Genomic DNA, 15,242 nt, shown 5'->3' on the forward strand with positions numbered 1-15,242 from the left:
CGCCGCGCCGAACCTCGCGCGCGCCGACGGGAGGCGAGCGTGGCTCACAAGGTCGACCTGAAGCGAGAGCTCGATTCGTACGCTGCACGCGCCGGCGAGTTCCGCGTGGTCGACGTCGCCCCCGCCTCGTTCCTCATGGTGGACGGCTCCGGCGATCCGAACGTCTCCCCCGCGTACGCCGACGCCCTCGCGGCGATCTACCCGGTCGCGTACGCGCTGAAGTTCCTCAGCAAGCGGGAGCGCGACAGGGACTACGTCGTTCCGCCGCTCGAGGCCCTGTGGTGGGCCGATGACATGCGCGCCTTTACGGCGGCGCGCGACAAGACGCGCTGGCACTGGACAGTAATGGTGAGGGTTCCCGACTGGCTCGGGCCTGCCGAGGTCAAGGAGGCGGTGCGGCGCACCACCGCGAAGTCCTCCCCGCGCTTGCTCGACGCCGTGCGCCTGGAGGTCCTCGACGAGGGCCGATGCGTGCAGACGCTTCACGTGGGCCCGTACGACGACGAGGGGCCGGTGCTTGAGCGGATGCACGGCGAGGTCATCCCCGGCCTCGGACTCGCGATGACGGGGCGTCACCACGAGATCTACCTGAGCGATCCGCGCCGCGTCGCTCCCGAGCGGCTGCGGACCATCCTGCGTCAGCCGGTGGCGGACGCAGCGACGCCCGCGCTGCCTGCCTGCTGAGGGGGATGGCGGCGGCGCGGGCGTCGAGGGCACGCAGCGGGTCCGCGAGGACGCGCGTACCCGGCCTAGGGGTTGAAGATGCTCACGCCTCCGGGGCCGATGAGGAACGCCGCGACGATGAGGACGGCTCCCCAGACGAAGTCTCGCTGGATGAGGCGGATGATCCCGATGATGCCGACGATGACGGCGATGATCCACAGGATGGTGGCCATGAGTATCTCCTTGTGCTGCGAAGAATGCTTGGTGCCAGTACTGCTTCGGACGCCTGCATCAACCGCCACGTCACCCCTGTTATTCCCGGGGGTGGCGCCAAGAAGTGTGGGGATGGCGGGAAACGACGAAGGGCCGGAGCGTCTGCTCCGGCCCTTCGTCTTGTGGTGTCCGAGGGGGGACTTGAACCCCCACGCCCTAAAACGGGCACTAGCACCTCAAGCTAGCGCGTCTGCCAATTCCGCCACCCGGACAGGGTGTCTGTTCTGCTCTTGCGAGCGGCTCAGCGAGAAGAAACTCTAGCACGGGTTTTCCGGCCCTCTTCACCACTTCGACGAATTCTCCTACCTAAAGTCGCGGCTCTTCGATGGCACCTTGAGCGACAGCGCGGACAGATGCTCGGCGACGAGGTTGGTGGCGCCGTCTGCGCGTTCGATGCGCCCGCGGATGACGAGCGCGGGAGAGCGCCTGGCGACGGCCTGGAATCGCTTCCACAGCCCGCGCGAGCAGATCACGTTGAGGAAGCCCGTCTCGTCCTCGAGCGACAGGAACGTCACGCCCTTCGCCGTCCCGGGCCGCTGGCGATGCGTCACCACGCCGGCCACGCTCACGCGCCGTTCCGCCTCGTGGCCCAGCACCCCCGCCACGGTGAGGACACCCTGGGCGTCGAGGCCGTCGCGCACGAACACCGTCGGGTAGGTGTCGGCCGAGACTCCGGAGGCCCACACGTCGGCGATGGCCTCCTCGACCACGCTCATGCCCGGCAGCGTGGGCGCGTCGACGCCCGGCGCGGTGCCCGGCAGGGTGTCGGGTCCCTCGAGCGACAGCGCCCCCGAGGCCCACAGCCCCTCGCGGCGCGTCACCCCGAAGGACTCGAGCGCGCCCGCGGTGGCGAGGGCCTCCCACTGCGCGGTGGTAAGCCCCTTCTCGGGGGCCAGCCCCGCCTTGCCGGAGACCCCTGCGGGCCGCACGCGCACGCGCCTGGCCATGTCGCGCAGGTCGCGGAAGGCCCCCTCGGCTCGCGCGTCGACGATGGCCTGGGCGGCATCGGCCCCGAGCCCCCGCACCGAGGCGAGCCCCATGCGCACCGCGAGCGCGCGGTCGACACGGGTGAGCCGCGCCATGTCCGCTCGGGTCTCCCCCGGCGCCGCGAACGGCGAGTCGAGCCGCTCGACACTGGCGAGGGCATCGGACCTCGCCACGCACGGGCGGAGGATGACCTGGCCGTGACGCCTGGCATCGGCCGCGAGCGACTGCGGGCTGTAGAAGCCCATGGGCTGGGCGGCGAGCAGTCCGGCGTAGAAGGCCGCGGGACGGTGGACCTTGAGCCAGCTGGACGCGTAGACGAGGTAGGCGAACGAGTACGAGTGCGACTCGGGGAAGCCGAAGTCGCTGAACGCCTTGAGCTTGTCGAAGATCTGCGCGGCGACGTCCGCGGTGATGCCCCGCTCGTTCGCGCCGACCATGAAGCGTGCACGCAGCGCCTCCATGCGTTCGGGACTGCGCTTGGAGCCCATCGCGCGGCGGAGCTGGTCGGCCAGCGCCCCATCGAATCCCGCGCAGTCCATCGCCATCTGCATCAGCTGCTCCTGGAACAGCGGCACGCCCAGGGTCTTTCCCAGCGACTTCTCAAGCAACGGGTGAAGGTAGGTGACCTCCTCGCGGCCCCGTGCGCGGTTGATGTAGGGGTGGACCGATCCGCCCTGGATGGGCCCGGGCCGAATGAGGGCGACCTCGATGACGATGTCGTAGAAGCGCCGCGGGCGCAGGCGCGGCAGGGTCGCCATCTGGGCGCGGGACTCGACCTGGAACACGCCGACGGTGTCCGCGGCGCACAGCAGGTCGTAGACCTCCGGGTCCTCCTGGGGAAGCGAGTGAAGGCCCAGGTTCTCGCCGGCGACGTCGCGCATGTAGCCGAAGGCGTAGCGCAGCGCCGAGAGCATGCCGAGGCCGAGGAGGTCGAACTTCACGAGCCCCGCGTCCGCGCAGTCGTCCTTGTCCCACTGCAGGACGGTGCGCCCTGGCATGCGCGCCCACTCGACGGGGCAGACGTCGATGACGGGCCTGTCGCACAGCACCATGCCGCCCGGGTGGATGCCCAGGTGACGCGGCAGGCGCATGAAGCGGTCCGCGAGGTCGAGGACGGGTCCGGGGATGTGGTCGAGGTCCTGACTGGGCGGCGGCTCGGGCCACATGGCGTCGCGCTGCTTGGCGGCCCATTCCTCCTGCTTCTCCTGCGGGACGCGCAGGGATCCCCACCTGTCGATACTGGTGGACCACGCGTCCTGCTGACCGGCGTCGTAGCCGAGCGCCTTCGCGGCGTCGCGCACCGCGGAGCGGGGCCGGTACTGGATGACGTTCGCGACCATCGCGGCGTTGATGCGGCCGAACCGACGAAAGACGTACTGGATGACCTCCTCGCGGCGGTCGGACTCGATGTCCACGTCGATGTCGGGAGGCCCGTCGCGCTCGGGCGCGAGGAAACGCTCGAACAGCAGCCCGTGGGTGACGGCGTCCACGGCCGTCACCCCGAGCGCGAAGCACACGGCGGAGTTGGCCGCCGACCCCCTTCCCTGGCACAGGATGTCGGACTCCCGGCAGAAGTTCACGATGTCGTGGACGATGAGGAAGTAGCCGGGGAAGTCGAGCGCCTCGATGACGTTCATCTCGTGCTCGATCTGCGCCCACGCACCGGGGACCCGCTCGGCATGCGGGGGCCCGTAGCGCTCGTGGGCGCCGCGGCGCACGAGCTCTCGCAGCCACGACGCCTCCGTGTGCCCGTCGGGCACGGGGTAGGGCGGCAGGCGAGGCGCGACCAGCTGAAGGTCGAAGGCGCACTCGTCTGCCAGCGCCGCCGCGGTCGCCACCGCCTGCGGATGGCGGCGATGGCGCACGAGCATCTCGGCGGCCGAGCGCAGGTGCCCCGCCGCGCCGGCCGGTAGCCACCCGTCCATGTCGTCCAGCGAGGAGCGGGCACGCACCGACGCCACGGCGGCGGCGAGGTCGGCGTCGCGCGGGGACGCGTAGTGGGCGTTGGTGGTCGCCACGAGCGGCAGGCGGGCGTCGAAGGCGAGGTCGGCCAGGGCATCGGCGATCTCGGAGTCGAAGGGGTCGCCGCTGTCGGTGATCTCGACGGCGACGTTGTCGCGGCCGAACAGGCCGGTCAGGCGGTCGAGTTCCGCGCGTGCCGCCGCCACGCCGGCGCGTGTCACCGCGCCGTCGAGCGCGCTCGCGCCTGGCACCCCGATGCCCGCGAGGGCCCGGCGCACCGTCCCCTTGCGGCAGCCCGTGAGGACCAGGAACTCGCCGTCGCCCGTGGCCGCGAGGTCCTCGAGCGTGTAGCGGGCGAGCCCCTTCTCGCCCGTCGCGAGGTGCGCCATGCCGATCGCATGCGACAGACGCCCGTAGCCGCTTGCCCCCCGCGCGAGCACCAACAGATGGGAGCCGCGCGGGTCGGGCCGTCCCGTGGGTGGGTCCAGCACCGGCGGGCCGCCCGGCGTGTCGGGGGCGGCGAGATGGAGCTCGGCGCCGAAGACCGTCGGCAGGTCGATCGCGCGCGCGGCGTTGGCGAACCGGACCGCGCCGTACAGGCCGTCGTGGTCGGTGATGGCGAGGGCGGACAGCCCCAGCCGGCCGGCCTCGGCCGCCATCTCCTCCGGATGGCTCGCGCCGTCGAGGAAGCTGAAGGCGCTGTGGGCGTGCAGTTCCGCGTAGCGGGGCTCAGTCATAGAGGGCCTCGAGCCACCACTGGCCGCCGGAGAAGGCGGCGAGAAGGGCGGGACCGCCGTCGGCGCGGTGCAGGGCCACCTGCAGGTAGGCGCGACGGGAGGCGTCTGCCGACCACCAGCGCTCGGCGATGGGCCACGGCCCCGCCCACGCCTCGACCGGCTGCGCCTCGCCCCAGGTGGGCTCGTCGCCCACATGCCCGGCAGCCGGATGACGCCTGGCCGCGGCGGCGCGCGCCTTCCCGGGGTCCGCCTGGAGGCGCACCCACGTGGGGGGCGCACTCAGCGCGAGGCGACGGTCGACCATCACGGGGCTTCCCCCCGCGTCCAGCACCTGCATCGGCTCCGGCAGCGGCAACACCGTCGCCGGCGCGGGGTCGGGGATGCGCCCCGGCCAGGGGTGAGCGACGTTGCGCGCGGGAACGGCCTCCTGTCCCCACGGCGCGGCGAGCACGCGGTCGCGCGGCGACCGCCCTCCCTGTTCACGGACGGCCAGCACAGCATCGGGGCCGAGGAGGGACTGCATCCGCTCGACGGTGCGCTGCGCCCGCGCGTCGGCACCGGACACCCCTCCCCATAGGTAGGCCTGCTCGTCGCCGAGGGCGATGACCTCCTGCGCGGTGAGGGTGAGCGAGGTCAGCGGGGCGGGCTCGGGCCCGCTTCCCGTGCCGGACAGCCACCCCTCAAGCTGCCACCGCACGCGATCCGCCATGTGGCGCGCGAAGGCGCCCGCGCGTGAGCCGACGTCGGTGCGCCACACCCGCTCCAGTACGTCCCCACGCTCGGTACGCGCGGAGATCCTCACGCGCGAGCACCGCACCCCCGCCTCCAGGAGCGCCTCGTCGAGACGCCGCGAGGACTCGGCCGCCACGAGCGTGAGCTGTTCCACCCGCTCGGCAGGTTCCTCGAACTCGTAGCCGACCTCGATGTCCTCCTCCGAGCGGCGCAGCACGGGAGGGCGCACGTCCTCGCCGTGGCCGATGCGGTGAGCCCAGCGCCCCACGGGACCGAACCGGGCGAGCACGTCACCGGCGGGCAGCGCCGTGAACTGGGACAGGGTCGCGATGCCGAGGCGACCGAGCACGCTCACGAGATCCTCGACCCCCTCGCGCTGACGGCGCTCCATGGCCGCGAGCGCCAGGGATTCCACGGGGGCATCCGCCAGGAACTCGGCCGACCTCCCCTCAGGCACCAGCATCGAGGCGCGTGCGGCCATGATGGCGGCGAGCAGGCCGTCGGCTGCGCCCACCGCGCACTCATGCCCCGAGGCCTCGGCGACGGCACTCACCAGGGCCTCGGCCAGCGCCTCCTCCGACCCGTGAAAACGCGCCGCTCCCCCGGCGGGGATCATGAGGAGACCGGGACGGGAGATCTCGACCCCCGCGACGACCTCCTCCGCGGCAGCCGCGACCGCCTCGAACTCGCGCGCGTCCCTTCCCTCGTCGTAGGGCAGGATCGCGAGATCGGGGCAGGCCCGCTGCGCCTGCCTTTTGCCGTGACCGCGCCGCACCCCCGAGGCCCGCGCCGCGGCCGAGACGGCGACCATGCCGCGCCCGTGCAGCACGGCGGCGGGGGCATCGGCTCCCCATCCGCCCTCACGCATGGCGGCGGCGACGGGCCAGTCCGGCACCCACAACACCGCCCGACGGGTGGCCGTTGCCGGCCCGCCGCGCGCGTGCACTGGCGCGCTCATGCGACCTCCTCCGCCACGCGCGACCCCGTCGCCACGCGCATCCCTGTCGCATCCGCGTCGAGGGTCACGCGCACGCGCCTCACGGCGCCCGAGCGACGCCCCGTGACGGCGACGGTGAGGTCACGCTCGCGCAGGCGTCCGTCGCCAGCGCCGAGCCCGCGCCACGCCGAGCGCTCGACGGCGAGGGTGAGGTGAGCGCCCGCCCAGGGCCCGGAGGCAAGGATGACCGACCCGCGCTCACGGGCGCGGGCAGCGAGGCGGCGGCGGTCCTGGTCGGACAGCGCCAGTCGCGGCCCCAGCAGGGTGACGTCCATGCCGTCGACGCACGCGCCGGCCGCCTCGACCGCCTGAGTGCCGGGGTGGGGAACCAGGACGAGCCTCGCGAGGTCGATGCCTCGCCGCGCCGCCGCGACGATCCCCACTGCCGGCATCCCGACGATCGCCGCCCATGAGCCCTCCCGCGACGCCCCTGCCGCGAGCGCGAGCATGAGCGAGGTGGAGCCCTCGACCGAGACCACCGTGCCGCGCTGGAGCCCCTCGGGCAACAGTGGCTCGAGCGTCTCGGTGAGGGGAAGCCGGGGCCTGTCCCCCGCCTCGCGGGTGGTGCCGACGCGCGTCTCCACGGCCGCGAGCGCCAGGCGTGCGGCGGCGAGCCGCTCGGCCCGGCTGCCGCCCACGACATCATGCTGGGGCTTCAGCATGCGCGCCTCCGATCCTCCTGCGGACGGACCCACAGGCCCGTGTTCGAACATATGTTCGATTATCGCAGGAGGCTCCGACATCGTCCATCCGGCCGCCAAATGCAAGCGCTGTCAGTGCCCACGGCACGTTCAGACGCCCGCGCAACCCCACATCGGCGCATCTCTTGCGGCGCGCCATGCAAGCGTATACATTCGTCGCCAACGCCCGCCCTGCAATGAAGGAGGACACCGTGGCGACCACCCTCACCCGGATGACAGCGCTCACCGCGGCATCGGCCATCGCCCTCGCCGGATGCGCCGCGGGAGGCCGCGGGCACGACCGCGACCATCACTCCGATTCCGCGACCACCCCTCACGCCGTCTCTCCCCTGCGCGAGGCGCTCACGGGGGAACAGTTCTACTTCGTCATGGCGGACCGCTTCGCCGACGGCGATCCCTCCAACAACACCGGGGGCTACGAAGACGACCCCCTGGTCTCGGGCTACGACCCCAGCAATGCGGGCTTCTACCAGGGCGGCGACCTCGCGGGCATCATGGATCGCCTCGACTACATCGAGGGGCTCGGCACCACCGCCATCTGGCTCACCCCCTCCTTCACCAACAAACCCGTCCAGGTCGAAGACGACTCGGCCGGCTATCACGGCTACTGGGTCACGGACTTCACCAGCATCGACCCCCACCTGGGCACCAACGAGGAGTTTGCGCAGCTCGTGGACGCCGCCCACGAGCGGGGAATGAAGGTCTTCCTCGACATCATCACCAACCACACCGCGGACGTCATCGGCTACGAGGAGGGAGACCGCGTCGCATACGTGAGCAAGGACGACTCCCCCTATGTCGACGCCGACGGCAACGAGTTCGACGACCGAGCCGTCGCGGGCACGGACGCCTTCCCCGAGCTCGACGCCGCCTCGTCGTTCCCCTACACCCCCGTGCTCGAGCCGGGCGAGGAGGACGCCAAGACGCCGTCGTGGCTCAACGACCTCACCCTGTACCACCACCGCGGCGACACCACGTTTGCCGGCGAGGACTCGCAGTACGGCGACTTCTATGGCCTGGATGACCTCTTCACCGAGAACCCCGCGGTGGTGGGCGGCATGGTCGACATCTACTCGGCATGGATCGAGGACTTTGGCGTCGACGGCTTCCGCATCGACACCATGAAGCACGTGGACGACGCGTTCTGGCAGCGCTTTGGGCCCGAGGTCCTCGAGGCCGCCCACGAGGCGGGCAAGGACGAGTTCATGATGTTCGGCGAGGTCTACGACACCTCCCGCGCCGTCACGTCGCACTACACGACGGCGGCGTCGATGCAGTCGGTGCTCGACTTCTCGTTCCAGGAGGCGGCGCGCCAGTACGTGTCGCAGTCGGGGTCCGCGAGCTCCCTCGCGGACTTCTTCGCGGCGGACGACTGGTACACCGATGCCGACTCGAACGCCTACCAACTGCCCACCTTCCTGGGCAATCACGATATGGGTCGCTTCGGTTCGTTCCTCGAGCAAGACAACCCGGACGCGAGCGACGACGAGCTTCTGCAGCGCGACGTCCTGGCGCACGCGCTCATGCTGTTGTCTCGCGGCAACCCGGTGGTCTATTACGGCGACGAGCAGGGCTTCACGGGCGACGGGGGCGATAAGGAGGCGCGCCAGACCATGTTCGCCTCCCAGGTCGACGCCTATCTCGAGGACGACCTCATCGGCACCGACGCCACCGTCGCGACCGACTCCTATGACACGACTCACCCGCTGTACGAGGCGATCGCCGACCTGTCGGCGCTTGTCGAGAAGCACCCCGCCCTGCGTGACGGCGTCCACCAGAACCGCTTCGCGTCCGACGGCCCGGGCGTCTACGCCTTTAGCAGGATGGACCGAGACGACCAGCGCGAATACGTGGTCGCCGTGAACAACTCGACCGAGCCGGTGACGGCCGAGATCCCCACCTGGGCGTCGAAGCGTCAGTACAAGGCGATCTACGGCGCCACCGGCGCGGAGCGCACCGACCGCGACGCCGTCCTCACCGTGACCGTGCCCGCCCTGTCCGCGGTGGTGTACGAGTCCGCCGGCCGCGTGTCCCCCGCTACGGGCAAGCCCACAGTGACCCTCACGACGGCCGAGCCCGCGTCCGAGGACCTCGGGCGCATGCACGTGGCGGCATCGGTCGCCGGCGATCGGTACACGGAGGTGACCTTCTGGTCGCGCACGGGCGGCGACGACTGGCAGCTACTCGGCACTGACGACAGCGCCCCGTATCAGGTGTTCGATGTGGTCACCGACCTGGACGCCGGCACCGAGGTCGAGTATCGCGCCGTGGCGGCCAACGCGAAGGGGCGGTCGAGCACGTCGGCGTCGGCCACCGGCGTCGTGGCCTCGCCGCAGGTGACCCTCACGTCCCCGACCTCGGGCACCACGCTCGGCGAGAATCCCCTGATCAGCGCCACGGTGACACCTGCGCGCGCGGACACCTCCGTGACGTTCGAACGTCGCCTCAGCGGCGGGGACTGGGAGGAGATCGGCACCGACACCTCCGCCCCCGCGTGGAGCACGCGCGACGATGTCTCGGACCTCGAGGACGGCACCGAGGTGCAGTACCGCGCGGTGGCGACCTCGGCGGGCACCACCGTGGAGTCGTCGATCGTTCCGGCTCTCACCGGCGCTGCCGCCCAGCCGGCCGCGGTGTCCATCCCCGGGTCCTTTAACTCGGCGGTGGGCTGCGCCTCCGACTGGCAGCCCGACTGTGAGGCCATCCAGATGACGCTCGACGAGGACCTGTCGCTCTGGATGCTGACCCTCGAGCTTCCCGCGGGCTCTCACCAGTTCAAGATCGCTATCGACGGGTCGTGGACCGAGAACTACGGCGACGGAGGTGCCTTCGACGGCCCCAACATCGCGCTTGAGCTCGCCGAGGCTGCGGCGGTCACCTTCACTTACGACCACTCCACCCACCTCGTGGAGGTCAGCGGCGGTACGGTCGGCGGCGGCACGGGCGACGACTCCCCCGAGTCGGTGACCCTCGCCGGATCGCTCCAGACGGCGCTGGGATGCGCCGCGGACTGGGATCCCACGTGCGCAGCCACGTCGATGACGAGCGAGGGCGACGGCGTCTGGTCGCTGACCGGGTCGCTCGCCGCGGGCACCTACGAGTACAAGGTGGTCTACGACGGCTCATGGGCCGTCAACTTCGGCGCGGACGGCGTGCCCGACGGAGGAAACATCCTCCTCGAGCTGGCGGCCGATGCCGACGTCACCTTCCGCTACGACGAGTCCACCCACCTCGTGGAGGTCGAGGGGACGTAACAGGGTTGGCGCGGCCGACGTGCGAAGGCGGCCGCGCCCTCGCCACGGGCCTCGCGCCTAGCGCAGGGCCCACAGCGCGACGGCCGATGCGGCAGCGACGTTGAGTGAGTCGACGTCACCCCTCATGGGGATCGTGACCACCGCATCGGCCGCGTGCTGGGCGGCGCGCGTGAGGCCGTCGCCCTCGGCTCCCATCACCACGGCAATGCGCTCGTGACCGGCGGCGGCGAAGTCGTCGAGCGAGACGGCATCGTCCGCCAGCGCCAGCGCGGCCACCGTAAAACCCGCCTCCTTGAGCTCCGTCAGCGCCCCGGGCCACTGCTCGGCGCGCGTCCACGGCACCTGGAAGACCGTCCCCATCGACACCTTCACGCTGCGGCGGTACAGCGGGTCGGCACACGTCGGCGCGCACACGATGGCGTCGGCGCCGATTCCCGCGGCGGAGCGGAAGATGGCCCCCACATTGGTGTGATCGACGATCCCCTCGAGGACCACCACGCGGCGCGCGTCCCTCGCCAGATCCGCGAGGGAGGGAAGCTGCGGCCGCTCCATGGCGGCGAGCGCCCCGCGGTGCACCTGGAAACCGGTGACGCGCTCGAGCTCCTCCTCGGTCCGGACGAGGACGGGCGCATCGACACCGGCGCTCGCGAGGGCGGCGCGAGCGCTGTCCTCCCACCGGGGGCTCACCAGGATCGAGCGGGGCCGATGCCCGGCGGCCAGGGCGCGCTCGATCACCTTGGCACCCTCGGCCATGTACAGGCCCCGCTCGGGCTCGAGGCGGCGGCGCAGTGCCACGTCGGTGAGGTCGCGATAGTCGTCGAGGAGGTCCACGCCGCCATTGTCTCAGGCGGAGTTCGCCGAATTTCGACCGCGAGGACCCGCAGACGCACCGATCCCCGCCGTGTATCTACCGCCACGCGTGAGGTGGGGTGATACGCGACGGGGATCGAGTTCCGCGCGGTGGTGTGCGGGGCGTTACTGCTGGCCGCGCTCCGCGTCGGGATCGAAGGGACGGCCGGAGCGGGTGCCGGAGTCGGTGGCGTCGGACGTGGCGTCCTCGACCTCCTGCTTGGCCTGGCGCAGCGCCTCGGCGGGATCGGTCAGCGCGGACGTGATGCGCGACTTGCGACCCTCGCCCCGCTCCGGGTTGCGCTCGAGAGGCTCCAGCTCCTCCTCCTGCCCGAAGGCCGCGGAGATGGACTTGAGCGCGCCGGTGAACTCTGTCGGCACGAACCACACCTTGTTCGAGTCCGTCCTGGCGATCTCGGGAAGCACCTGGAGGTACTGGTACGCCAGCAGCTTCGAGTCGGCGTCACCCTCGTGGATGGCGTCGAACACCTGAAGGATGGCCCGCGCCTCGCCCTCGGCGGTGAGGATAGCCGCCTGTGCGTCACCCTCCGCCTTGAGGATCGCGGACTGCTTCTGGCCCTCGGCCTCGAGGATCTGCGACTGCTTCACACCCTCGGCCGTGAGGATCGCGGCGCGGCGGTCACGCTCGGCGCGCATCTGCTTCTCCATGGAGTCCTTGACGGACAGGGGCGGGTCGATCGCCTTGAGCTCGACGCGCCCGACGCGGATTCCCCACTTGCCCGTGGCCTCGTCGAGCACGGTGCGCAGCTGGCCGTTGATCTGATCGCGGCTGGTCAGCGTCTGCTCGAGGTCCATGGTGCCGATGACGTTACGGATGGTCGTCACGGTGAGCTGCTGCATACCGACGATGTAGTTGGCGATCTCGTAGACCGCGGCGCGCGCATCGGTCACCTGGAAGTAGATGACGGTGTCGATCTCCACCACGAGGTTGTCCGACGTGATGACCGACTGCGGCGGGAAGGACACGACCTGCTCGCGCATGTCGACCTTCTGACGCACCTTGTCGATGAAGGGCACCAGCAGGTGCATGCCGGCCTCCATGGTCCGGCTGTACCGGCCAAGGCGCTCGACCACGCGGGTCTCCGCCTGCGGCACGATCTGGATGGCACGCGCGATCGCGACGATGATGAACAGCGCGAACGCCGCCGCGAGCACAATGATCACAATCTGGGTGACGTCGTCCATGTCACTCCCCCTTTTCCGGCGCGACGATCGCCGTCGCGCCCCTGATGGCCACCACGGTGACCTCCGATCCCTCCGGGATGGCGGGGGCGTCGTCCTGCGTCCTGGCGCTCCACACCTCCCCGCTGAGCTTGACTCGTCCGCGTGTCTCGGTCACCTCGTCGAGGGTGCGCGCGCCGGCGCCGATGAGCGCCACCGCGTTGGTCTCGATGAGCTCGCCGCGCGCCCGTAGCGACTTCAGCAGGTAGGGCCGCAGCGTGAACAGCAGCAGCGCCGCGACCAGGCATGCGATGACGATGCACAGCCATAGGGGGGCGCCGAGCAGCGACGCCGCTCCCCCGGCGAGGGCTCCGCCTGCCAGCATCGCGAATGTGAGATCGAGGGTAAACACCTCGACGATGCCGAGCGCCATGGCCCCGATGAACCACCACATGGAATCCACGCGGATCACCTCCTGCCAGGCAACCTAGCAGGGGTGTCCGTCGCCATGAATCGGCCGCGCGAATGACGCGAGGCATCGGCCGTCGGGAGGGACGGCCGATGCCTCGCGTCCGCACCGGCGTCGCTCGACCGGGGGGGGAGCGGGAGCGTCGCCGGTGGGCCTGGCAGTCATTCCGCGGCGAGCGCGGGTGCTGCCGGTGTCGCCTCCTTGGCGGCGACGGCGTCGCGGCGGTAGGCGCGCCACGACCATGCGATGGCGCCGATCCAGATCGCGACGATCGCGACGTACACCGCGGTCTGGGCCGCACCCGTGACCGGGATGAACTCGGCGCGGATGAGCGAGCGGGTGTTGGTGAGGATGATCAGGCCACCGACGGCTGCGCCCAGCAGGCGCGGCGGGATGACCCGCACGAGCCACGCGGCGATGGGTGCGGCGAGCAGTCCGCCCGCGAGCAACGCGAGGACCCATCCGGCGTCGATGCCCGCGGTGCCGATGCCGATGAGGAAGCCCAGCGAGGCAGCGAGGGCGACAAGGAACTCGCTCGTGTCGATCGAGCCGATGACCTTGCGCGGCTCCATGCGACCGGAAGCGAGCAGCGCGGGGGTGCCGACGGGACCCCAGCCGCCACCACCGGTGGCGTCGACGAATCCGGCGACCAATCCGAGCGGGGCCAGGAAGCGCTTGCCCAGCGGGCGACGGTCGGGGGCGGTCCGCACTCCCCAGATGGTGAAGCGCAGCAGCACGTACACGCCGAGCGTGAGGAGCACGATCGCCATGATGGGCGCGGCCACCTCGGTCGACAGGTTCGACAGGACGGTCGCGCCGAGGAAGGCTCCGGCGGCGCCGGGGATGCCCACACGGCGCACGACGGCCCAGTCCACGTTGCCGAGCTTCCAGTGTGCGGCGCCGCTCGCCAGGGTGGTGCCCATCTCCGCGAGGTGGACGGTGGCCGATGCCGCGGCCGGGCTGATACCCGCCGCCAGCAGCAGCGTTGTCGAGGTCACGCCATAGGCCATGCCGAGCGAGCCGTCGACGAGCTGGGCTCCGAAGCCGATGATGGCGAGGACGATGAGGGAGCGCACGGCGACCTCCGCGGATGAGTCGGCGCGTCGGCGCCGGCGACGAGAACCCTCGCCGCGCCAGTGATATTACCTACTTCCCTAGTAGGAAACAATACCTACTGACCGCGTAGGGATTCGGGGCTCTCCCAGGCCGCCTCGTGCGCCAGCAGGTTCTGCACCTCCGCCGGCAGATTGTTCCCTGCAAGATCGGCGAGCGTGACCGACTCCAGCACATGGCGCACGTTCGCGCGCAGCGCCACCCAGACGTGAAGGAGTGGGGCCGCCGCACCCTGGTAGTCGAGCTCGGACGGGCGCTCTCCCCTGACGAAGACGAGCGGGCCGTCTACTGCGCGGACGACATCGGCCACCGACACCTCATCGGCCGGTCGGGCGAGCCGGTAGCCACCGCCGAGGCCGCGCTGGCTCACCACAAGGCCTGCGCCGCGCAGGGCGGTCAGGATGGCCTCGAGGAACTTGCGCGGCACCTGCTGCGTCGCGGCCAGGTCCTCCGCCGTGCGCGGGGCACCGTCGGGCGAGGCAGCAAGCTCGGCGGCGGCCCGCACCGCGTAGTCAGCCTTGGCGGAAATCCTCATGCGGTCAGGCGCGGCGCGCGGTCCAGCGACCCTCGTGGGCGTGGAGCGACACGGGCATGCCGTAGGTCTCGCTGAGGTTCGCCGAAGTGAGGGTGTCGTGTAGCGGTCCCGCCGCGACGATGCGGCCCTCGCGCAGCAGCAGCGCGTGCGTGAAGTCGACGGGGATCTCCTCGACGTGGTGCGTCACAAGCACCATCGCGGGTGAGCGACGGTCGCCGGCGAGCTCCGTGAGCGCCGCGAGCAGCTCCTCACGGCCGCCCAGATCGAGTCCCGCGGCGGGTTCGTCGAGGAGCAGCAGCTCGGGGTCCGCCATGAGCGCGCGCCCGATCTGGACGCGCTTGCGCTCGCCCTCGGACAGGGTCCAGAAGCGACGGTCGGCGAAGCCCTGCATGCCGAAGGCGGCGAGCAGCGCCTCCGCGCGCTCCAGGTCGACGTCCTCGTACTCCTCGCGCCAACGTCCGGTCACGCCATGGGCAGCGGTCATGACCACGTTGAGGACGGTCTCGTCCGCGGGCAGACGATCCGCGAGCGCGGCCGAGGCGAGGCCGACCCGGATGCGCAGCTCCTGCACATCGGAGTAGCCGAGCCTCAGGCCCAGCACGGTGGCGTCGCCCGCACTCGGGTGGAGGCGTGCGGATGCGATCGAGATGAGCGAGGTCTTGCCGGCGCCATTGGGGCCAAGGATGACCCAGCGGTCGGCGGAGTCCACGCTCCAGTCGATGTCGGACAGGATGGCGTTGTCGGAGCGACGCAGCCCCACGCCCTGGAAGCTCAGCACCTCGGTCATG

Annotated in this window: 12 protein-coding genes and 1 tRNA gene; 2 read left to right on the plus strand and 11 right to left on the minus strand. The window is 71.2% G+C overall.

The genetic code is table 11. The annotated features are described in order from the left end of the window. Positions 1–39: 39 nt before the first annotated feature. Positions 40–684 (plus strand): GyrI-like domain-containing protein, encoded by a 645-nt coding sequence (locus B7K26_RS08190; protein ID WP_084078479.1) that lies wholly within the window; start codon positions 40–42, stop codon positions 682–684. Positions 685–749: 65 nt separating this feature from the next. Here B7K26_RS08190 and B7K26_RS13035 read toward each other — a convergent pair whose 3' ends face one another. From B7K26_RS13035 to B7K26_RS08210, 5 genes are all read right to left on the minus strand, one after another. Beyond that, positions 750–896, minus strand: a complete 147-nt coding sequence (locus tag B7K26_RS13035; RefSeq protein WP_200811026.1) for a GPGG-motif small membrane protein — start codon at positions 894–896, stop codon at positions 750–752. Between the two features lie 163 nt (positions 897–1,059). Further along, positions 1,060–1,148: transfer RNA gene (locus B7K26_RS08195), tRNA-Leu, on the minus strand. Between the two features lie 90 nt (positions 1,149–1,238). Next, positions 1,239–4,622, minus strand: coding sequence for an error-prone DNA polymerase (locus B7K26_RS08200; RefSeq protein ID WP_084078481.1), 3,384 nt, complete (start codon positions 4,620–4,622; stop codon positions 1,239–1,241). Next, on the minus strand, positions 4,615–6,312 hold the full coding sequence (locus B7K26_RS08205; protein ID WP_084078483.1) for a DNA polymerase Y family protein: 1,698 nt from the start codon (positions 6,310–6,312) through the stop codon (positions 4,615–4,617). Before B7K26_RS08205 ends, B7K26_RS08200 begins: the two co-directional genes overlap by 8 nt. Beyond that, entirely contained in the window at positions 6,309–7,013 is a 705-nt protein-coding gene (locus tag B7K26_RS08210; protein WP_084078485.1) for a hypothetical protein, read from the minus strand. Before B7K26_RS08210 ends, B7K26_RS08205 begins: the two co-directional genes overlap by 4 nt. 230 nt (positions 7,014–7,243) lie before the next feature. Here B7K26_RS08210 and B7K26_RS08215 point away from each other — a divergent pair, with 230 nt between their 5' ends. Next, positions 7,244–10,306, plus strand: coding sequence for an alpha-amylase family glycosyl hydrolase (locus B7K26_RS08215; protein WP_234998750.1), 3,063 nt, complete (start codon positions 7,244–7,246; stop codon positions 10,304–10,306). Between the two features lie 57 nt (positions 10,307–10,363). On the opposite strand, the gene B7K26_RS08220 is transcribed toward B7K26_RS08215, so the two are convergent. The 6 genes from B7K26_RS08220 to B7K26_RS08245 form a co-directional block, all read right to left on the minus strand. Next, positions 10,364–11,137, minus strand: coding sequence for an RNA methyltransferase (locus B7K26_RS08220; protein ID WP_234998751.1), 774 nt, complete (start codon positions 11,135–11,137; stop codon positions 10,364–10,366). Between the two features lie 144 nt (positions 11,138–11,281). Further along, positions 11,282–12,361: an SPFH domain-containing protein gene (locus tag B7K26_RS08225; protein WP_084078488.1), complete on the minus strand. Its 1,080-nt coding sequence runs from the start codon at positions 12,359–12,361 to the stop codon at positions 11,282–11,284. 1 nt (position 12,362) lies between these two features. Next, positions 12,363–12,791 carry an NfeD family protein gene (locus tag B7K26_RS08230; protein ID WP_084078652.1) on the minus strand — a complete coding sequence of 143 codons (429 nt, stop codon included), beginning with the start codon at positions 12,789–12,791 and terminating at the stop codon, positions 12,363–12,365. Between the two features lie 176 nt (positions 12,792–12,967). Continuing rightward, positions 12,968–13,882, minus strand: coding sequence for a sulfite exporter TauE/SafE family protein (locus tag B7K26_RS08235; RefSeq protein WP_084078490.1), 915 nt, complete (start codon positions 13,880–13,882; stop codon positions 12,968–12,970). A gap of 95 nt (positions 13,883–13,977) precedes the next feature. Then, a complete protein-coding gene (locus B7K26_RS08240) occupies positions 13,978–14,454 on the minus strand; it encodes an Rrf2 family transcriptional regulator (protein WP_084078492.1) in 477 nt (158 codons plus the stop codon). Between the two features lie 4 nt (positions 14,455–14,458). Beyond that, on the minus strand, positions 14,459–15,241 hold the full coding sequence (locus B7K26_RS08245; protein WP_084078494.1) for an ABC transporter ATP-binding protein: 783 nt from the start codon (positions 15,239–15,241) through the stop codon (positions 14,459–14,461). Position 15,242: the final 1 nt, after the last annotated feature.

Origin of the sequence: Demequina sp. NBRC 110057, from assembly GCF_002090175.1 — a bacterium.
GTDB lineage: Bacteria > Actinomycetota > Actinomycetes > Actinomycetales > Demequinaceae > Demequina.

What these genes read in the sequence shown, in the direction of transcription:
- B7K26_RS13035 (WP_200811026.1), bottom strand. Translation starts at nt 896, where the DNA reads ATGGCCACCATCCTGTGGATCATCGCCGTCATCGTCGGCATCATCGGG.
- B7K26_RS08240 (WP_084078492.1), bottom strand. Translation starts at nt 14,454, where the DNA reads ATGAGGATTTCCGCCAAGGCTGACTACGCGGTGCGGGCCGCCGCCGAG.
- B7K26_RS08205 (WP_084078483.1), bottom strand. Translation starts at nt 6,312, where the DNA reads ATGAGCGCGCCAGTGCACGCGCGCGGCGGGCCGGCAACGGCCACCCGT.
- B7K26_RS08230 (WP_084078652.1), bottom strand. Translation starts at nt 12,791, where the DNA reads ATGTGGTGGTTCATCGGGGCCATGGCGCTCGGCATCGTCGAGGTGTTT.
- B7K26_RS08210 (WP_084078485.1), bottom strand. Translation starts at nt 7,013, where the DNA reads ATGCTGAAGCCCCAGCATGATGTCGTGGGCGGCAGCCGGGCCGAGCGG.
- B7K26_RS08200 (WP_084078481.1), bottom strand. Translation starts at nt 4,622, where the DNA reads ATGACTGAGCCCCGCTACGCGGAACTGCACGCCCACAGCGCCTTCAGC.
- B7K26_RS08245 (WP_084078494.1), bottom strand. Translation starts at nt 15,241, where the DNA reads ATGACCGAGGTGCTGAGCTTCCAGGGCGTGGGGCTGCGTCGCTCCGAC.
- B7K26_RS08225 (WP_084078488.1), bottom strand. Translation starts at nt 12,361, where the DNA reads ATGGACGACGTCACCCAGATTGTGATCATTGTGCTCGCGGCGGCGTTC.